General features: G+C 42.3%; 18 protein-coding genes. 10 read left to right on the top strand and 8 right to left on the bottom strand.

Annotation, left to right across the window (positions count from 1 at the left end):
• The first annotated feature begins 33 nt into the window (after positions 1-33).
• Complete coding sequence (locus C5695_RS18855) at positions 34-831, top strand: SDR family oxidoreductase (protein ID WP_117733207.1); 798 nt, start codon at positions 34-36, stop codon at positions 829-831.
• 13 nt (positions 832-844) lie between these two features.
• On the opposite strand, the gene C5695_RS18850 is transcribed toward C5695_RS18855, so the two are convergent.
• The 6 genes from C5695_RS18850 to C5695_RS18825 form a co-directional block, all read right to left on the bottom strand.
• Positions 845-2,017, bottom strand: a complete 1,173-nt coding sequence (locus C5695_RS18850; RefSeq protein WP_117733205.1) for a pyridoxal phosphate-dependent aminotransferase — start codon at positions 2,015-2,017, stop codon at positions 845-847.
• Positions 2,018-2,052: 35 nt separating this feature from the next.
• Positions 2,053-3,474 carry an alanine--anticapsin ligase gene (locus C5695_RS18845; RefSeq protein ID WP_117732444.1) on the bottom strand — a complete coding sequence of 474 codons (1,422 nt, stop codon included), beginning with the start codon at positions 3,472-3,474 and terminating at the stop codon, positions 2,053-2,055.
• Between the two features lie 15 nt (positions 3,475-3,489).
• Entirely contained in the window at positions 3,490-4,251 is a 762-nt protein-coding gene (locus C5695_RS18840; protein ID WP_117732442.1) for a glucose 1-dehydrogenase, read from the bottom strand.
• Complete coding sequence (locus C5695_RS18835; protein WP_117732440.1) at positions 4,248-4,955, bottom strand: 3-((4R)-4-hydroxycyclohexa-1,5-dien-1-yl)-2-oxopropanoate isomerase; 708 nt, start codon at positions 4,953-4,955, stop codon at positions 4,248-4,250. The genes C5695_RS18840 and C5695_RS18835 overlap by 4 nt, the downstream gene beginning before the upstream one ends.
• Position 4,956: 1 nt before the next feature.
• Complete coding sequence (locus C5695_RS18830; RefSeq protein WP_117732438.1) at positions 4,957-5,559, bottom strand: type 2 periplasmic-binding domain-containing protein; 603 nt, start codon at positions 5,557-5,559, stop codon at positions 4,957-4,959.
• 150 nt (positions 5,560-5,709) lie between these two features.
• A complete protein-coding gene (locus C5695_RS18825; RefSeq protein WP_117732436.1) occupies positions 5,710-6,942 on the bottom strand; it encodes an MFS transporter in 1,233 nt (410 codons plus the stop codon).
• A gap of 145 nt (positions 6,943-7,087) precedes the next feature.
• Here C5695_RS18825 and C5695_RS18820 point away from each other — a divergent pair, with 145 nt between their 5' ends.
• Positions 7,088-7,567 carry an Lrp/AsnC family transcriptional regulator gene (locus C5695_RS18820; protein ID WP_041816025.1) on the top strand — a complete coding sequence of 160 codons (480 nt, stop codon included), beginning with the start codon at positions 7,088-7,090 and terminating at the stop codon, positions 7,565-7,567.
• A gap of 13 nt (positions 7,568-7,580) precedes the next feature.
• Here C5695_RS18820 and C5695_RS18815 read toward each other — a convergent pair whose 3' ends face one another.
• Together C5695_RS18815 and hemQ are read right to left on the bottom strand one after the other, a co-directional pair.
• Complete coding sequence (locus tag C5695_RS18815) at positions 7,581-8,741, bottom strand: MFS transporter (RefSeq protein ID WP_117732434.1); 1,161 nt, start codon at positions 8,739-8,741, stop codon at positions 7,581-7,583.
• Positions 8,742-8,808: 67 nt separating this feature from the next.
• Positions 8,809-9,579 (bottom strand): hydrogen peroxide-dependent heme synthase, encoded by a 771-nt coding sequence (gene hemQ, locus C5695_RS18810; RefSeq protein ID WP_117732432.1) that lies wholly within the window; start codon positions 9,577-9,579, stop codon positions 8,809-8,811.
• Positions 9,580-9,819: 240 nt separating this feature from the next.
• Between hemQ and pta the strand changes: the two genes are divergently transcribed.
• From pta to C5695_RS18770, 8 genes are all read left to right on the top strand, one after another.
• Positions 9,820-10,791 (top strand): phosphate acetyltransferase, encoded by a 972-nt coding sequence (gene pta, locus C5695_RS18805; RefSeq protein WP_117732430.1) that lies wholly within the window; start codon positions 9,820-9,822, stop codon positions 10,789-10,791.
• Positions 10,792-10,926: 135 nt separating this feature from the next.
• The gene (locus tag C5695_RS18800; protein ID WP_117732428.1) at positions 10,927-11,778 is read left to right on the top strand and encodes a MurR/RpiR family transcriptional regulator; all 852 of its coding nucleotides are present in this window, start codon (positions 10,927-10,929) and stop codon (positions 11,776-11,778) included.
• Between the two features lie 148 nt (positions 11,779-11,926).
• Positions 11,927-12,598 carry an RraA family protein gene (locus tag C5695_RS18795; RefSeq protein ID WP_117732426.1) on the top strand — a complete coding sequence of 224 codons (672 nt, stop codon included), beginning with the start codon at positions 11,927-11,929 and terminating at the stop codon, positions 12,596-12,598.
• Between the two features lie 11 nt (positions 12,599-12,609).
• Positions 12,610-13,485, top strand: a complete 876-nt coding sequence (locus C5695_RS18790) for an NAD(P)-dependent oxidoreductase (RefSeq protein ID WP_117732424.1) — start codon at positions 12,610-12,612, stop codon at positions 13,483-13,485.
• A 44-nt stretch (positions 13,486-13,529) separates the two neighbouring features.
• Positions 13,530-14,864 carry a TRAP transporter large permease subunit gene (locus C5695_RS18785; protein WP_117732422.1) on the top strand — a complete coding sequence of 445 codons (1,335 nt, stop codon included), beginning with the start codon at positions 13,530-13,532 and terminating at the stop codon, positions 14,862-14,864.
• Positions 14,865-14,877: 13 nt separating this feature from the next.
• Positions 14,878-15,144 carry a hypothetical protein gene (locus tag C5695_RS18780; RefSeq protein ID WP_117732420.1) on the top strand — a complete coding sequence of 89 codons (267 nt, stop codon included), beginning with the start codon at positions 14,878-14,880 and terminating at the stop codon, positions 15,142-15,144.
• 175 nt (positions 15,145-15,319) lie between these two features.
• Positions 15,320-15,730, top strand: a complete 411-nt coding sequence (locus tag C5695_RS18775) for a YwqH-like family protein (protein ID WP_117732417.1) — start codon at positions 15,320-15,322, stop codon at positions 15,728-15,730.
• Positions 15,723-16,001 carry a YwqI/YxiC family protein gene (locus tag C5695_RS18770; protein ID WP_117732415.1) on the top strand — a complete coding sequence of 93 codons (279 nt, stop codon included), beginning with the start codon at positions 15,723-15,725 and terminating at the stop codon, positions 15,999-16,001. Before C5695_RS18775 ends, C5695_RS18770 begins: the two co-directional genes overlap by 8 nt.
• Positions 16,002-16,236: the final 235 nt, after the last annotated feature.

The raw sequence follows: 16,236 nt of genomic DNA, 5'->3' as shown, positions 1-16,236 counted from the left end.
CATTTTATGTATACTAAGTTAAGCAGAAAAGGGATGTGGATGAGTTTGTCTAAAAGAATTGCATTTGTCACAGGAGCAAGTACCGGGATTGGAAAGGCAATTGCTATAAAGCTTGCCGCTCAGGACCATGTAAAAGTCATCATCAATTCTAGAAATCAATCTTCACTAGAAGATGCCCAGCAGCACATTGAGCGTATGGCAGACACAAAGGAGTCGGTGTCTCTTTTTTGTGGCGATATGTCGAATGAAGAAGTGAGAGCTGAAGCCTTCGCAGCAATAGAAAAAGAGTTTGGCAGACTGGATGTGTTGATCAATAACATTCCAGGAGGAAAGCCAGATACTTTTGATTCATGTGAAAGTGAGCAGATGCTGGCAGCATTTTCTCAGAAAGCCGTTGCGTACATTGATACGACGAAACGTGCAGCCGCGATGATGAAACGACATGAATATGGACGGATCATTCAAATTGTCGGGAACCTTTGGAAGGAACCTGGTGACCAAATGTTTACGAACAGTATGATGAATGCAGCGATTATCAATGCTAGTAAAAATGCAGCCACACAGCTTGCACCTTTTGGGGTCACAGTAAATTGCTTAAATCCAGGATTCATTGCTACAGATCGATATGAACAATTTATCGAAAACATGATGCGTAAACAGGCATTGTCACGGGAAGAGGCAGTACAGGCTGTTGCATCAGGCATTCCGATGCAAAGAGTAGGCTCAGCGAGTGAAATGGCTTCATTGGCTGCTTTCATCGCATCAGAGGAAGCCTCCTATGTCACCGGACAACAAATATCCATCGATGGTGGATCGATGAAAAGTATATAACATGAAAAACCCGCTATATGCGGGTTTTTTGATGAAAGCGAATCGGAAGTATGTGGAGCCGGTCGATAAAAAGGGCAAGCTGTTCAATTGGAGCCACCATTGAGATGCGGACATGACGTCTTCCGTGTGCTCCAAACACACCCCCAGGCGTCACGACGACATCTGCATGCTCGAGTAAATAGTCGGCAAATGCATGAGAATCCTCGAAATCATCAGGGATCGGCGCCCACAAATAAAAGGCACCGGCTGGGCGTTCAATGGTCCAGCCAAGCTGTTTCTCCGCTTGACGGATGAAGAAACGTATTCGTTCAAGATAGACTTCTTTCAATGATTGAATATGACAGTCATCACTTTGTAAGGCAGTGGTGGCGGCATGTTGAAAACCTCCATACATACTGACAAATACATGATCCTGGAAGGCGTTTATGGCATCGATGATGTCTTCGTTCCCTACAGCAAATGCAACTCTCCATCCTGCCATATTAAATGTTTTAGACAGTGAATATAATTCTACACCTACGTTTTTTCCAAGAGGAGCCTTTAGAAAGCTTACTGGTTTTTGTTCATAATGAAAGGAACCATAAGCAAAATCATGAATCACATGCAGATCGTGAGCGGAAGCAAATTCTGAAGCCTCCTCAAAAAATGCTTCGTTTGCGACGGCGCCTGTTGGGTTATTCGGATAATTTAAGAAAAGAACCTTTGCCTTTTTTAATACGTCTGGATCAATTGACGAGAAATTCGGCAAGTAGCCATTTTCCTCTTCAAGTCGGATGCAGTATGGCTTTGCATCTGCCATCAAGATACCTGAATGATATTCTGGGTATCCAGGATCGGGGACGAGGGCAATGTCCCCTGGATCAAGCAGGCACTGACTCATCACATAAAGACCTGTTTTTCCCCCATTGAAAAGCGCAATTTCCTTCTTCGGGTCAACCTCAATGCCGAATTCCTTTTTGTAGAAATCTGCAATGGCTTCCTTGAAAAAATCAAAGCCTCTAAAGGGTGCATATTGCTGAAATTGCAAAGTGCCTGCAGCCTCTTGAAGGGCGTTCACGATATGTGCAGGAGTCGGAAGATCAGGATTTCCCTGACCGAGGTTCATGATGTTCGCTCCATTTCTGGTTTTATGTGCAATTTTCTCAAATACGGTTCCAAATTTCTGTTCTGGCAGCCGTTCGATCATATTAGATGGTATCTTCACCACGTTACCCTCTCTTTCTATCCCTTCACTAATTCATCCATTAACTGAATGACTGCCTGCTTCTGAATGTTGCGGATGGATGCGGCAACATCCTGAGAGGATGATCCTTTTAATTCAAAAGAGACGATGCCATTAAAGGCTTCAAATAAAGATAGATCCACAAAGGTTCCTTTAGATGGGATGGATTCACTGATGATCACAGTATCTCCAACTAAAGCGTCCTGCGGAATATGAACATGATCAATGGTGATATGTGTGACCTCTGGCGGTATGTGTCCGCTCTCTTTGAAGTGCTGAGGGTATAAATGACAGTCTGCTACATAATGCGTATGTCCAGAAAGTAGCTCTTTTGGCAGATCAGCCTGTTTTCCATCGACTAATACATCAATCAGCAGCTTGGCCATATCCACGCCAAAGACTTTTTTGATATTCGGAATCATATTCCAGCCAGCAAATCTAGCTGCTGATTCGATCAGTCCGGTTTCTCGATTCTTCATGAGCTTGATCTCAGTATGAGTGGCACAGTTTTCAAGTCCTAATCCCTCATTGGCCTTCTTTGCTGCCTCAATAATGATTTGCTGGGCTTCATTGTCTAGGATCGACGGAGTGATATGAGCGGTTTCTGTAAACCCGATTTGAGGTGTCTTATCATGAATGACAAAAGGAAGGTATTCACCCTCGACAACCAGTCCTTCCACACTGACATAATCAGCGTATCCTTCATCTTGATACCAATCCTCGTAAGCACCCTCTAAGTACGTTTCAGCGACAAACGGTGCTTCATACGTTACAGCGTTTGGAACGGGGATGGTTTGCAAATAGGATTGTACGTTTAAAAAGAGTTCATCACTGCCGGTCCGGTCATGAAAAAGGGTCACGCCAATGGAGCTTGCTAAATATGTAGGCTTTAAAATAAGCGGAGTCCCAATATGCTCAATCGCTTGCTGGAAATCAGCTAAAGTCGTGACAGGCTGAGTTTTTACCGCTTTGACACCAGCTGCATTGAATGCAGCCCTCATTTGACTTTTATCACGCGCTAATTCAGCTGCCTTTACCCCAGCGCCGCGCAGCCCAAGACGCTCTGCGGCTTTTGCCATTGGAGCAATGAATAATTCATTATTGGTGGTGATCGCATCCACTTTGAAAAAGGAAGCCACACGGACTAGGTCATTCACCACTTCTTCCTCTGATTTCAGATAATCATCATGTGCCCAGTAAATCGATTCAGGATGTTCAAAGGTCGGGTGTGTGTCAAAATAATCTCGATCTTTAATGACTGCAATAGAGTATTTTTCGATTAGCTCGGCATGTCCCTTTGTAATGGCAAAGGGTCTCGGGATATAAGAAACGATATGATACGATGAAGCCACGCTTTCATAAAACATATGGGGCGGGCATCCTCCTAGGTCAGCAATGACAAGTACAGTTTTTTTACTCAACGAAAGCACTCCTTTTTATCTAGCGGTGTAACCGCCATCTGCTGTGACAACACTTCCAGTCATATAGCTGGATAGATCAGAGGCGAGAAACAGCATGACGCCCGCAATTTCTTCGGGTTTTCCGAGACGAAGTAATGGGTTCACCTTTGCTTTTTCCTTTTTGACAACCTCAAGGCTTTCTGAATGATTGTCCATAAAGGATTTTTCATTTAATGGCGTATCAATAATGCCTGGGGCAATACAATTCACCCTGATTTGATGGGCGGCATAATCGACCGCCATGGATTTGGTCAGCTGGATGACACCGCCCTTTGTGGCGTTATAGGCGGGGATGTCTGGCCAGCCGACAAGACCTCCGACAGATCCAGTATTAATAATACTTCCGCTTTTCTTTTCAAGCATATGCGGCAATGTATGCTTACTCATGAGAAACACACCCGTCAGGTTGACCTGTAAAATATGGTTCCAATCCTCCAGCGTCATCTCGTGAATGGGTGAGACAATTTCAATGCCTGCATTGTTAATCAACACATCGATTGTCCCAAACTGGCTCAGCACAGATTGAACGGTTTTTTGACAGTCAGGCTCATTCGTAATATCTGTTTTAAAAAATGCGAGATGCTCATGCGGCAATGATTCGACGAGTTGTTTGCCGCTTTGTTCATTGATATCAGCCACTGCGACTTTTGCGCCGTGCTCAAGAAAGAGCTTGACTGCGGCAAGCCCAATTCCTGATGCACCTCCTGTAATCAAAACGACTTTTCCGGCAAGGTTCATTTCTTCACCTTAGACGCTTTTGGCTTCAACCGATTATAGCGGGGAGGGAAGAAGAGATTAATAGATTTTGATGCTTCCGGTTTTGAATTGATCGCACCGTGATCTTCCTTTGGCTCACAGAAATAAGTAGTGCCGAATTCCATTTTCTCTGTAAAGCCTTCAATGGTCATATCGTAACCTCCACTGATGCAAATGCCGATTTGTTCATTGCGGTGTTTATGAAAAGGCATTTCCCCGCCATCTCCAGGAATGTTGGCAATCATGAGCTCCATCCAATCCTCAACAAAAAAGGTCACTTCCATGCCAGGGAGTAAATCCCGTGTTTTAAAAATGTCTAAGAAATAAGTAGGAGGCGCCGTATATTTCTCGCCATCTTTTAATCTTTTAATATCAATCGCAATCACTTCTTCATCTGTCTGGTTCGATGCGCCATGAGGGACAAAAGGTGGTGCGATATACGCTGATTCTAAAGGAGTGAGCAATTGGGTCGAAGGACCGACCGTCATTTGAAGCTCGCCTTTTAATACGATGCCGATTTGTGCTTCTGGATGCTCATGAGGTTCTATGATCGTATGAGGAGGAACGTATGAAATTAACACTTCCGTATCGCTTCTGACCGTGGAATATTGTGTGACACCATTCTCCCATTCTATTTTTTTAGCTTGTGGAAAATATCGTTCTTGCGTCTTTTGTTCAGTTTTCATATTAGATCTCTCCTTTTCCGAATATGGACCAGCTCATAGGGATGCTTTTAAACGTTCGAATGAAGGTGAGGCCATATGTAGCTCTAGCCACCTCATTGGTTAAAGCGAAATCAAATTCGCCGTCTCTTACTTTTTGTGCGGCAGTACTTGTAGAATTGACCAGCTCAAATTCAGCATTTTGATGAATGAAATATTGAATCAAATTGACAGGTGCGGGATGAGAGACAATTTTTAAATGGTGGAGCATTTGTTCTTGAAATGGGAAATCTGGTCTGACAGCCAAACCATACATGGGTGTGTCACATCTGAAAATTTGTAAAAGCTGCAGGTCAGGCCTCATGTAGAAATGCTTGATTCCTTCGTATGCGTGTGGAACGAGAGTGTATTGGAGTGCGTTAGAGAGAGTATGTTCAATGCAAGTTTCGAATGTGTCGTAAAGGGATAGTTTCGTATGAGTGCCAAGTGTAGTGGTGGAATGAGAGATGAAATGTTTTGCTGCATATTCACTGCTTGTCCCCTTAGGGCCTAGTGTATTGACTGTAAACATCTTAGGTGAAGCGATGGGCTCTTCTTTAAAATGAAAAACATCATTCTTTAAGATCATGTTTACCATCCAATCTTTTTTCAAATTTTTACTAGATTATAAAAAATAAAATTGGCAATTGTCAACAAAATTTATAAAAAATGTATTTTATGATGATATTAAAAATTGATCTAAAAAACTGCACATAACGAGATGTGCAGTGAAATGAACTTACGTTTCAAATGTGTTTTTATGTTTCTGCTGTAAGGTTCGTTCACGTTTATAGCTCACAAAGCTAATGAGAAAACCAACAAGCGTAATGAGTGCACATACAAGCCCTACTGTATGATAGCCGAAATGAACATAGACAGGTCCCATAAGAGCAGAACCAAGCATAACGGCTAGATTGGACGCAAGGCTGTAAAAAGCCATCACTTTGCCTCGGTGAGTTTGTGAGCAGTCGCTCAGGACAGTGCTCAAAAGCGTGACAGATAAACTTTGCATCGCACCCCAAATAAACAGGGCAAAAATCAGCAATGTCCATGAGAAAGGTGCATAAGGAAGTAAGGCGAGAACGAGCGTAATGCCGCCAAGCACAAAGAAAAGAGAACGAGTTTTACCAAACCAATCTGCGAATTTCCCCGTAAATACACTCATGGAAAAGCCGACGCCATAAGCCATGATCAAAAGTCCGGCGGTTGATTGTCCTCCAGAAAACAGGCTTTGCAGATAAGCGCCTAAAAACGAGTACATGCCATAAAAACCAAGCATATTACAAAATGTCACGGTCAAATAGGCTGGGACACGATCGATTTTCAAAGCTCCCCATAAAGAACCAGTTTTCTGCCTTGTTTGAGGTGCTTCTGTATTCGCTGTGGCGGTTTGTTTTCGAGATTCAAGGATGACCAGCAGCAGGACAACGAGACTCATGATGGCGAAGATCCAAAAGGTCCAGCGCCAGTTCAAACTTTGGCCGATAAAGGCACCAATTGGTACACCAAGGACAAGAGACAAAGACCAGCTTGATACAATGAGTCCCATCACCTTGCCGCGATACTCGTAAGGAACCCGGTCGCCTACAAGAGCATAAGCTGTTGGCACAAATACACCGGTTGCAAGCCCAGAAATGGCACGGCCGGCAAAAAACACCGTTAAATTCGGGGCGGCCGCACACATCACGGTGCCAATCAAAAAGAAAGACAGCCCAATGATCAAACACATTTCCCTTGAATACCGATCCCCTAAAGGAACAAGCAGCGGGGCTCCAACCAGTACAGCTAACCCATAAATGCTGATGGAAAGGGCGAGAATATCCAGAGAGTGTTGAAAGGAGTTTGATAAATCAGGCAGCAGTGGTGAAATCACCAGTTCTTCCGATCCCGCAGCAAAGACGCCAAGCGTAAGCGCGATGGCAAGTGTGATGGGAAACGTTTTAGAAGTCTGGCTGTCTAAAGATTCTTTCATCAGGTGATCCCTCCATACTTGCTTTTTCATTCAATTACGTTAAAATAAATTCTACCATTATTTAGTTTTATTTTACATTTCGCATCATAAGTATTATCATAAAATACTTTTCAAATGGAACGATTTTTGGATAGGAGAGGTACGAATGAAAATCACCGATGTTGATGTGCATATTTTAAATGAATTGAAAGAAGATGCTCGCTTATCCATGAGGGAATTGTCCAAACGAGTCAACTTATCCGCACCTGCGGTAGCAGAAAGAGTGCGTAAATTAGAGGATGCAGGGATTATCGAAGGGTATTCAGTTCAGGTCAACTATAAAAAATTAGGGCTTATGATTGACTGCTTGCTGGAGGTCACAGTGCTAAACGGAGAGTATCAGCGTTTTGTGGCTTTTATGAATCAGCATCCACGCGCTTTTTTTGCTTATCGAGTGGCAGGGCAGTCTTGTTTTTTCATTAAGCTGTCAGTGGCTTCCCTTGAAGAAATTGAAGCCTTTATTCAGGCAGTGTCTGGATTTACAAAAACCGTCTCTCATATTGTCTTGTCCGAGCACTCCTTTTCTCACCCAGTTCAGGAACGAGTGAAACAAATAGAAGAGCCAGAAATGACCGTGATGAAATAAAAAAGGACCTCACTCAGGTCCTTTTTGTTTGTCTATCTGACTGATAGCTCATGATCGTAATGATGAGCCCAATGAAGGTTACAGCTGCAGCAAATAACGGAACAAGCTGTAAATGTGTAAGTTCGATGGCTAGACCGCCAAGCGCTGCACCGCCGGCATTCCCGATATTAAAGGCAGAATGGCTAAGCGTTGATGCGAGTGTCGGTGCTTCATGCGCCATGTTCATCGTGCGGTATTGCAAGGTAGGAACAAGAATAAATGAAATGATTCCCCACACAAAAATGGTCAGTACAGCAGGCACTTTGAATTCGGAAGTGACCGTAAACAATAATAGGACAGCCATCAGCAAGATCAATGCGACTATAATACTCGGCATCAGTTTCCAGTCAGCAAGTTTTCCGCCAACTAAATTCCCGATGGTCACCCCAATTCCAAAGAGAACAAGAATGAGCGTGACCCCATTTTCCTGAAAGCCGGTCACTTGCAGTAGAATTGGGCTGATATACGTAAAGGCTGTAAACACACCTGCAAAACCAAAGATCGTCATTGCAAAGGAAACGAGTACCTGTGGTTTTTTCAAAACAGACACTTCATTTCGAATATCCAGTACTTCTTCCTTCGATTGATTGGGTACTAAGCTGATGATACCGATTAAGGAAATGAGACCAATGACGGCAATGACGAGAAACGACATACGCCACCCGAATTGATTTCCGATGAAGGTACCAAACGGCACGCCCAGTACATTGGCGACTGTCAGTCCCGTAAACATAAAGCTGATCGCACTTGCACTTTTCTCCTTAGGCACAAGCCGTGCAGCCATGATCGCTCCGACACCGAAGAAGGTACCGTGAGCAAATGATGTTAAAATACGTGCAGCCATTAACAAACCATAAGAGGTAGATATAGCGGCGACAACATTTCCTGCTACGAACAAGATCATTAATAGAATGAGAAGACGTTTTCTCGACATTTTCCCAGTTGATAATGTCAAAATAGGTCCGCCGACTGCGACACCAAGTGCATATCCAGTAATCAACTGCCCTGAAGCAGAGATGGAAACATGAAGATCATTTGCGACGTTTGGCAAAAGTCCCATAATGACAAATTCAGTCATACCAATCGAAAACGCACCAAGCGTTAAAGCAAAAATAGCGATGGGGAAGTTTTTCATGATGTAATCACCTTTCTAAACAAATACATAAAAAAGCTTCGGAGTAATCCGAAGCCTCAAGAGTTTATCATACATGGAAATAAGACGCCAGCTGCTCGTTTGCTAGGCGGTTTCCAACAAAGAAGGAACCGAATTCGCCGTAACGGGCACTGACTTCATCAAAGCGCATTTCATAAACCAATTTTTTAAACTGAAGAACATCGTCAGAGAAAAGAGTGACGCCCCACTCATAATCATCAAAACCGACGGAGCCTGTAATGATCTGCTTGACTTTCCCTGCATAGCTGCGGCCAATTAAGCCGTGGCTTCTCATGAGGGATTTACGCTCATCCATGGAGAGCATGTACCAGTTGTCATTGCCGGAACGTCTTTTATCCATTGGATAGAAGCACACGTATTGAGAAGTAGGGAGCTCTGGGTATAGACGTGCACGTACATGCGGATTCTCGTAAGGGTCTCCGCCATCTCCGCCTCCAGCTAAGTAGTTGCTGAGTTCCACAACTGAAACGTACGAATAAGCTGGAATCGTAAACTCTGCTAGTCGTGTTTTGTTGAATTCAAGTTCAATTTCACCCAGTTCTTCCATGGTTGGACGTAAAATCATCAGCATAATATCTGCTTTTTGGCCGACAATACTATAGATTGTTTGGCTTCCAGCCTGATTGTGCTCAGCTATTTTCCATTTTTCTAATAGACCTGTGAACTCATGAATAATTGCTTGACGCTCATCACTTGTCAGCAGCTTCCAAGCTGTCCAGTCGATCGTTCTAAAATCATGCAGCGCATACCAGCCATCTAGTGTTTGAGCTGCTTCATTTGTTGTGTGTTGTTCGCTCATTTCTTTCACTCCTATTTACAGTTTTCCATCTGTTCCAACTATAACATAGTTTGTCCAAATGGAGATGTGATCAAAACTTGAAAGAAGAAAGCAGATTTTCTAGAAATTGATTAAATTAATTTGAAAAATAAGAATTTAATTTGTAAGCGCTATAATGTAAGTTGGTAGTTTGAATTTATGTAGAAGAAGAGTATGCTTAAAAGAGAACGCTTTTTTTGTAAAATCAAGGAGGGTATTTAAGTGGCAGATATTTTTTCAACAGTTCAGGAAAAGGTTGCAGGTAAAGGAGTAAAGATCGTTTTTCCTGAGGGAATGGACGAACGCATTCTAACAGCCGTTCAAAAACTAGCAGATGGCAAAGTATTGCAGCCAATTGTAGTAGGTAAAACACAAGAAGTTGAAGCAAAAGCAAAAGAATTAGGTCTTACACTTGAAGGTGTTGACGTGTATGATCCTCATACATATGAAGGTTTTGAAGAGCTTGTACAAGCTTTCGTAGAAAGACGTAAAGGCAAAGCAACAGAAGAGCAAGCAAGAAAAGCATTACTTGATGAAAACTACTTCGGTACGATGCTTGTGTATAAAGGTCTTGCAGACGGACTTGTGAGCGGTGCAGCACATTCAACTGCTGACACAGTGCGCCCAGCACTTCAAATCATTAAAACAAAAGAAGGCGTAAAGAAAACATCTGGTGTCTTCATCATGGCTCGCGGCGAAGAGCAATATGTGTTTGCTGATTGTGCGATCAACATTGCACCAGACAGCCAAGATCTAGCTGAAATTGCAATTGAAAGTGCAAACACAGCCAAAATGTTTGATATCGAACCACGTGTGGCAATGCTTAGCTTCTCTACAAAAGGCTCAGCAAAATCAGACGAAACTGAAAAAGTATCTGACGCAGTTCGCATTGCAAAAGAAAAAGCACCTGAGCTTGTACTTGATGGAGAATTTCAATTCGATGCAGCTTTCGTTCCTTCAGTAGCAGCGAAAAAAGCGCCAGACTCCGTCATCAAAGGCGATGCAAGCGTATTTGTTTTCCCTAGCCTAGAAGCTGGAAACATCGGCTACAAAATTGCACAGCGCTTAGGTAACTTTGAAGCTGTAGGTCCAATCTTGCAAGGTCTAAACCAACCAGTAAACGACCTTTCAAGAGGCTGTAATGCCGAAGACGTTTACAACCTTGCGCTTATCACAGCAGCTCAAGCACTATAAAATAGCATCTCGACTAAAGCAGTCAGTACGATAGATTCGTGCTGGCTGTTTTTTTATTGAACACAAATGTGTACAATATAGGGTGAAAAGAAAACAATCTGATCGTAGATAAAGCCGAGGATAGGCAGGTGCTATATGGAAGATTTAATACATAAGCTTCAGCATAAGGTCGCGTTTTTAACCGATGCACAGAGGAGAATAGCAGATTATATCGTACAAAATCCAATGGAGGTCGCGTTTTTGACTGTAGATAAATTGGCATCAAAAGTAGGGACAAGTACAGCTACCATCATGAGGTTCTCTGCTGCTATGGGGTATTCCGGTTTCTCTGAGTTTCAAAAAGAGCTTCAATCGACGATGAAGCATAAAGCTGCCCCTCAAACGAGACTTGAAGCGAATTTAAAGCACTCAAATAAGAGTAAGCTCTTACATAATCATGTAGAGCTGCAATTTCAAAATATCCAGTACGCATTGGACAATATCACGGAAGAAACCTTTCAGCAAATTGTTGGGAAAATAGCCAGCGCCCGTCACGTTTTGTGTACAAGTGTCCGAAGTGGAAGACCTGTTGGTGAGTACATGTCATTAGGCATCAACCGGCTATTAGGGAATTGCCAATATATTGATGCAGACCAAAGTGACTGGGTGGATGATCTGGTTCATTTCAACTCTAGTGATTTCATTATAGCAGTCAGCTATCCGCGTTATGCAAAGCGTATGAAGGATTTGCTGGAAGCAGCGAAGTCTTATGGGGTGGAAGTGCTTTTAATTACAGACAGCTACAGCTCGCCACTAACCAAATATGCACAATATGTATTACCATGTTCCTCAGCGAGTGTAGGCTCTCATAACTCCGTTGTATCTGCTATCTTTATCGTCGATTTCATCTTGAGTGCATTAGCGATGAATGACCCTGAAAGGACAAAACCTCGTTTAGATCAAATCAATCATATGTTAACGAAAATGAGTTATCACACAACACAATAGTCGTGTGGTCACTCATTTTTTTGTTTATTTTTTTGAAAGCGCTTTACTAAATAAAAACATGGTGGTATGATCATAACACGAAAGTAATGTTTGTTACTTTTGATAAATAAAACGTAATGTATATAACTCAAAGGGGATGATGGAAGCAATGAGTACTGTTCAATCTGTGTCAAATGATCTAATAGATCGGGCAAAAAAGCTCAACTCGACCTTGTTGTCGGATGTGATGGGATGTACTGGTGCAATGGATTATCAGATCAAGCCAGTTGCGACAGGCATGAATGTAGTAGGTACAGCTTTTACCGTTAGCTTGCGGCCAGGGGATAATCTGTTTCTTCATCAAGCCATTTATTCTGCTCAAGAAGGAGATGTACTCATCGTGGATGGGAAAGATCATAGGGGTCATGCCTATTTAGGAGAATTAATGGCCAGTTCAGCAAAAGCTGTTGGTATAGAAGGGATCGTGATTGACGGTCTTGTCCGCGATAAAGTGGCGTTAGAGGAATTAGCTTTTCCAATCTATAGTAAGGGGTTTACGCCGAATGGACCTTTTAAGGACGGTCCTGGTGAATTGAACGAAACCATCTCATGCGGAGGTGTCAACGTATCACCTGGAGACTTGGTCATTGGGGATGATGATGGAGTCGTGATTGTTCCAAAGGAGAAAGCAGAAGAGATGCTGTCACGAGCAGAAGAGAAACTAGCCTATGAACATCAAAGATTAAAAACCATTCAGCATTATATGAGTGAAGGAAAAAAGGATATCAGTCTTTTAGCACCCGCATGGCTTGAAGGCAGAATGAAAAAATATCAGGGATAGGGGAATCTGTGATGAAGATAGGTTTTATCGGTTATGGAGAAGCGGCGTATGAGTTGTCAACAGGATTGAAAACAGAAGGATTAGACCATTTTTATGCGTATGATGTACTATTACAGAATGAGAATCTTGCGGGAGCGCTGAAAGAAAAAGCAGCTCGTACAGGAGTCGAATTGACAAATAGTATCAGTGAAGTCATTGAAAAAGCTGATATTGTCATTGCAGCTGTACCAGCCAATAAGACGTTAGAAGTGGCTCAATCTGTATTAGGAAGTTTGAAAGAGAAGCAAGTGTATGTAGATGTATCAGCATCCACACCAGACATCAAAAAACAAGCAGCAAACGAAATTGAAAAAGAAAAAGCGCTGTTTGTAGATGCTGCCATGCTTGGATCTCTTCCAGTGAACAAACATAAGGTTCCAATCACGGCAAGCGGAAGTGGAACAGATCGATTCATTGAATTAACGAAAGAATACGGTATGAATATTACAAAAATCAGTGATCAGCCAGGAGATGCTTCAGCCTTAAAACTAATAAGAAGCATTTATATGAAAGGAATCGTCGGTTTACTTATTGAATTTTTGGAAATTTCCAAAAAATATAAAGTGGAAGATCAGGCCATCGCTTCTCTCAGCGAAACGATGGACAGTAAAAGCTTTGAAGAGACGATGAATCGTCTTGTGACAGGGAGTGCATTACATGCAAAAAGACGAGCGGTCGAACTACTTGGCTCTATTGAAATGCTTGATGCAGCTCATATTGATGCGGGTATGTCTCGGGCAGCACAACAAAAGCTAGAGAGGCTAGCAGACTTTCACTTTGCTGAACGATTTGATGGGGAAAAACCAGCCAGCTGGGAAGAAGTCATTGACGTGATGCAGCAAGGATAAAAATGTAAGCGTTTTATTTAACCAAGAGGAGGCGAAAAAACGACATGGGTTTTATTGCGTTGATTGTATTCATAGCTGTCATTATTATATGGAATGTCATCGTCAAACGAAATATGGGAGAGGCCATGCTGTTAGGATTTATTGCAACTACTTTGTTTGGCGGAATGGATGCGCTTAGACTGTTCTGGGATGGTTTAATTTTTGCATCCACATATGAAGTGCTTTATGCAGCCGTCGCTTTTGTATTCATGGCCTATTTAATCGAAAAGCTGGAATTAATTCATGCGCTTTTGCGCATCCTGAATTCGGTTGTCGGCAGACTTCCAGGTGGAGCAGCTTATATGAGTACGTTAGGTTCAGCAGTCTTAGGTGCCCTTTCAGGTTCAAATTCTGCAAATACAGCTGCCACTGGCTCTATCACGGCTTCTTGGATGATTAAATCAGGCTGGAGCCGAACTCATACAGCCACTATGCTAGCAGGAAATGGGGGACTTGGAGCGGCACTTCCTCCGAACTCTTCCATGTTTATCATGCTCGGTTTTGCACCAGTTGCAGCCCTTGTATCAGAAGGAGATTTATATATTGCTCTTTTAATAGGCGGACTGTATCAAGTCTTATACCGATTTATTCTTGTGTATATTTTGGTGAGAAAAAATAAAATTCAAGCCATGCCGCCAGATGATATCGTCCCCTTTAGAGAAGCTGTGAAACAAGGGTGGAAATCGATTTTTATCTTTTTCGGTGCCTTGATCCCGATCATCATGACGATTGGTCCTCTTGCAGATTATTTGAAAAGTAATCCGAATATCGGGCCAGAAGCAATGGATCAAATTTCTCTAATTACGTGGATTCCAATTCTCATGATGCTGATTAGTTTAACAATTGGAAGAAAAAAAGCATCTGCTTTAGATTGGTCTCAGTTTTTTAAATCAGCCATTCCTAAATTCACAACAATTGGTGCTTTGATGCTATTTGCTGTTGCGGCTAGTCAGGTGCTTGCTGAATTAGGACTCGCAGAAGATTTGACGCAAATCACATCAGTACTGACCATTCCTAAGTGGCTCATGGTGCTCATTGTTGGTGTTCTTGTCACGCTGGTGGCTGGACCATTATCTTCAACAGCCACATTAACAGCTGTTGGTCTTGTATCATTTTCAGCGTTAATTTCAGTTGGAGTGGATCCGGTTGTCGCTGTTGTCGCCATTCTCGCCTTTTCATCAACAGAAGGCGCTTCCCCGCCTGCATCAGGGTCAATCTTCATCGCTTCTGGTCTTGCAGGCGCCCGGCCGGAGAAAACATTTATACCGCTTATTCTCTACTATATGCTGCCGATTGTAGGAATTGGCTGGCTCATCGGAATGGAAATACTTCCAGTATAGAAAGGAGTCACACATGAGAGCATTGATGGAATTTTTATTTAAAGTGCTGCTTGTCCTGTTCTTAACATCAGGAACCCTATTGGTTTTCGGTCAAATATTAGGGATTCTCTTGCAAAAGGGAGATTTGATGATGGCGAGTACGAACCTATTCAAAAATCCAACACTGGTGTTAAGTGCTTGTTTTAGTCTTGTCGGCTTCTCTCTTCATTATATTCCTGACAAGAAAGATACTTCCTTTAGTGAACATACATCAGCTTCGGCTGGTGATTCGGTCAAATAAGCATGAGAAGCTGGATTCAGTTAATGAATCCAGCTTTTTTTGCGCGGATAAAATAGGTATAAAAACCCAATACATACGATTCATTTTTTGTTGAATTCGTTTTCAATCATATGCCTCTTGTGCTAGGAAATGGTAACATAACGGGGGACTATTTGAGGCAAAGAGGTGTTTGACGATGTCTGGAGCCATCATCGGTTATACAACGGCCTTGTATTCGTTAAAGGCTGACATATCCATAAAAAAAGAACAAATCATAGAACTCAAGATGTGTCGAAAAGAAATAAAAGAAGCAAAATCGGCTCTGGCAGATGCTAACAAGAAAATGACTTATCCAGATCTGACATCACATACATGGTTTGGCCATCTTGCAGATACGTTTGATGACATTCGAGACGAGATGGCATCCGCCAGTCAAGAGATTAAAGGTGTACAGCTAACCCATCTAGTGAATCGAATTGATGAGAAAATCAGTGACCTAAAATCAGACATTCATTCGTTAGAACATGAGGTCCATTCTGTTGAAAGAAAAATAGAGAAAGAAAAGCAGAAGCAATTGGAAGAAAAAAGAGGGAAGTCACATGAGTAGAGAAATCAAAATAGATGCCAGTGAAATTAAACGAGTGTTACAACATGCAAAACAATCAGGCGCTCAAATGAATGCAACACTTCCAACAACCATGAAAGGGAGAAACCAGCTTCAGACAGCAGACACATTAGAAAAGATCAATCAACAGTTGAACGAATTAAGCACATCCTACATAGGCATTCTGCAAAAACAGCTTGTACAAACAGAACAAGCGGTGAACACCATGATTGAAACGGACAAGGCGCTTGCCTCCAGCAGTAAAAGAAAATAAAGGAGATCGCAATGAAAACCCTTGACGCCTTTGCGCTAATAAACGGAATTGACCAAACGCTGAATACATTAAAGCAGTAAGTAGATAAATACACAGCATGGTCGTTTTCAAAAACAAATAAAAAAAGAAAGCATCATGTAGCACTTGATTCTAATCAAACTAAAACCTGCGGATGCAGCTAGTGGTCATCATTTAAAAATCAAATTGAAAGGAGTAATAGGATCATTAAGAATAA

Source organism: Bacillus pumilus (assembly GCF_003431975.1).
Taxonomy (GTDB): Bacteria; Bacillota; Bacilli; order Bacillales; family Bacillaceae; genus Bacillus; species Bacillus pumilus_N.
This window is presented reverse-complemented; position numbering and strand designations above follow the sequence as displayed.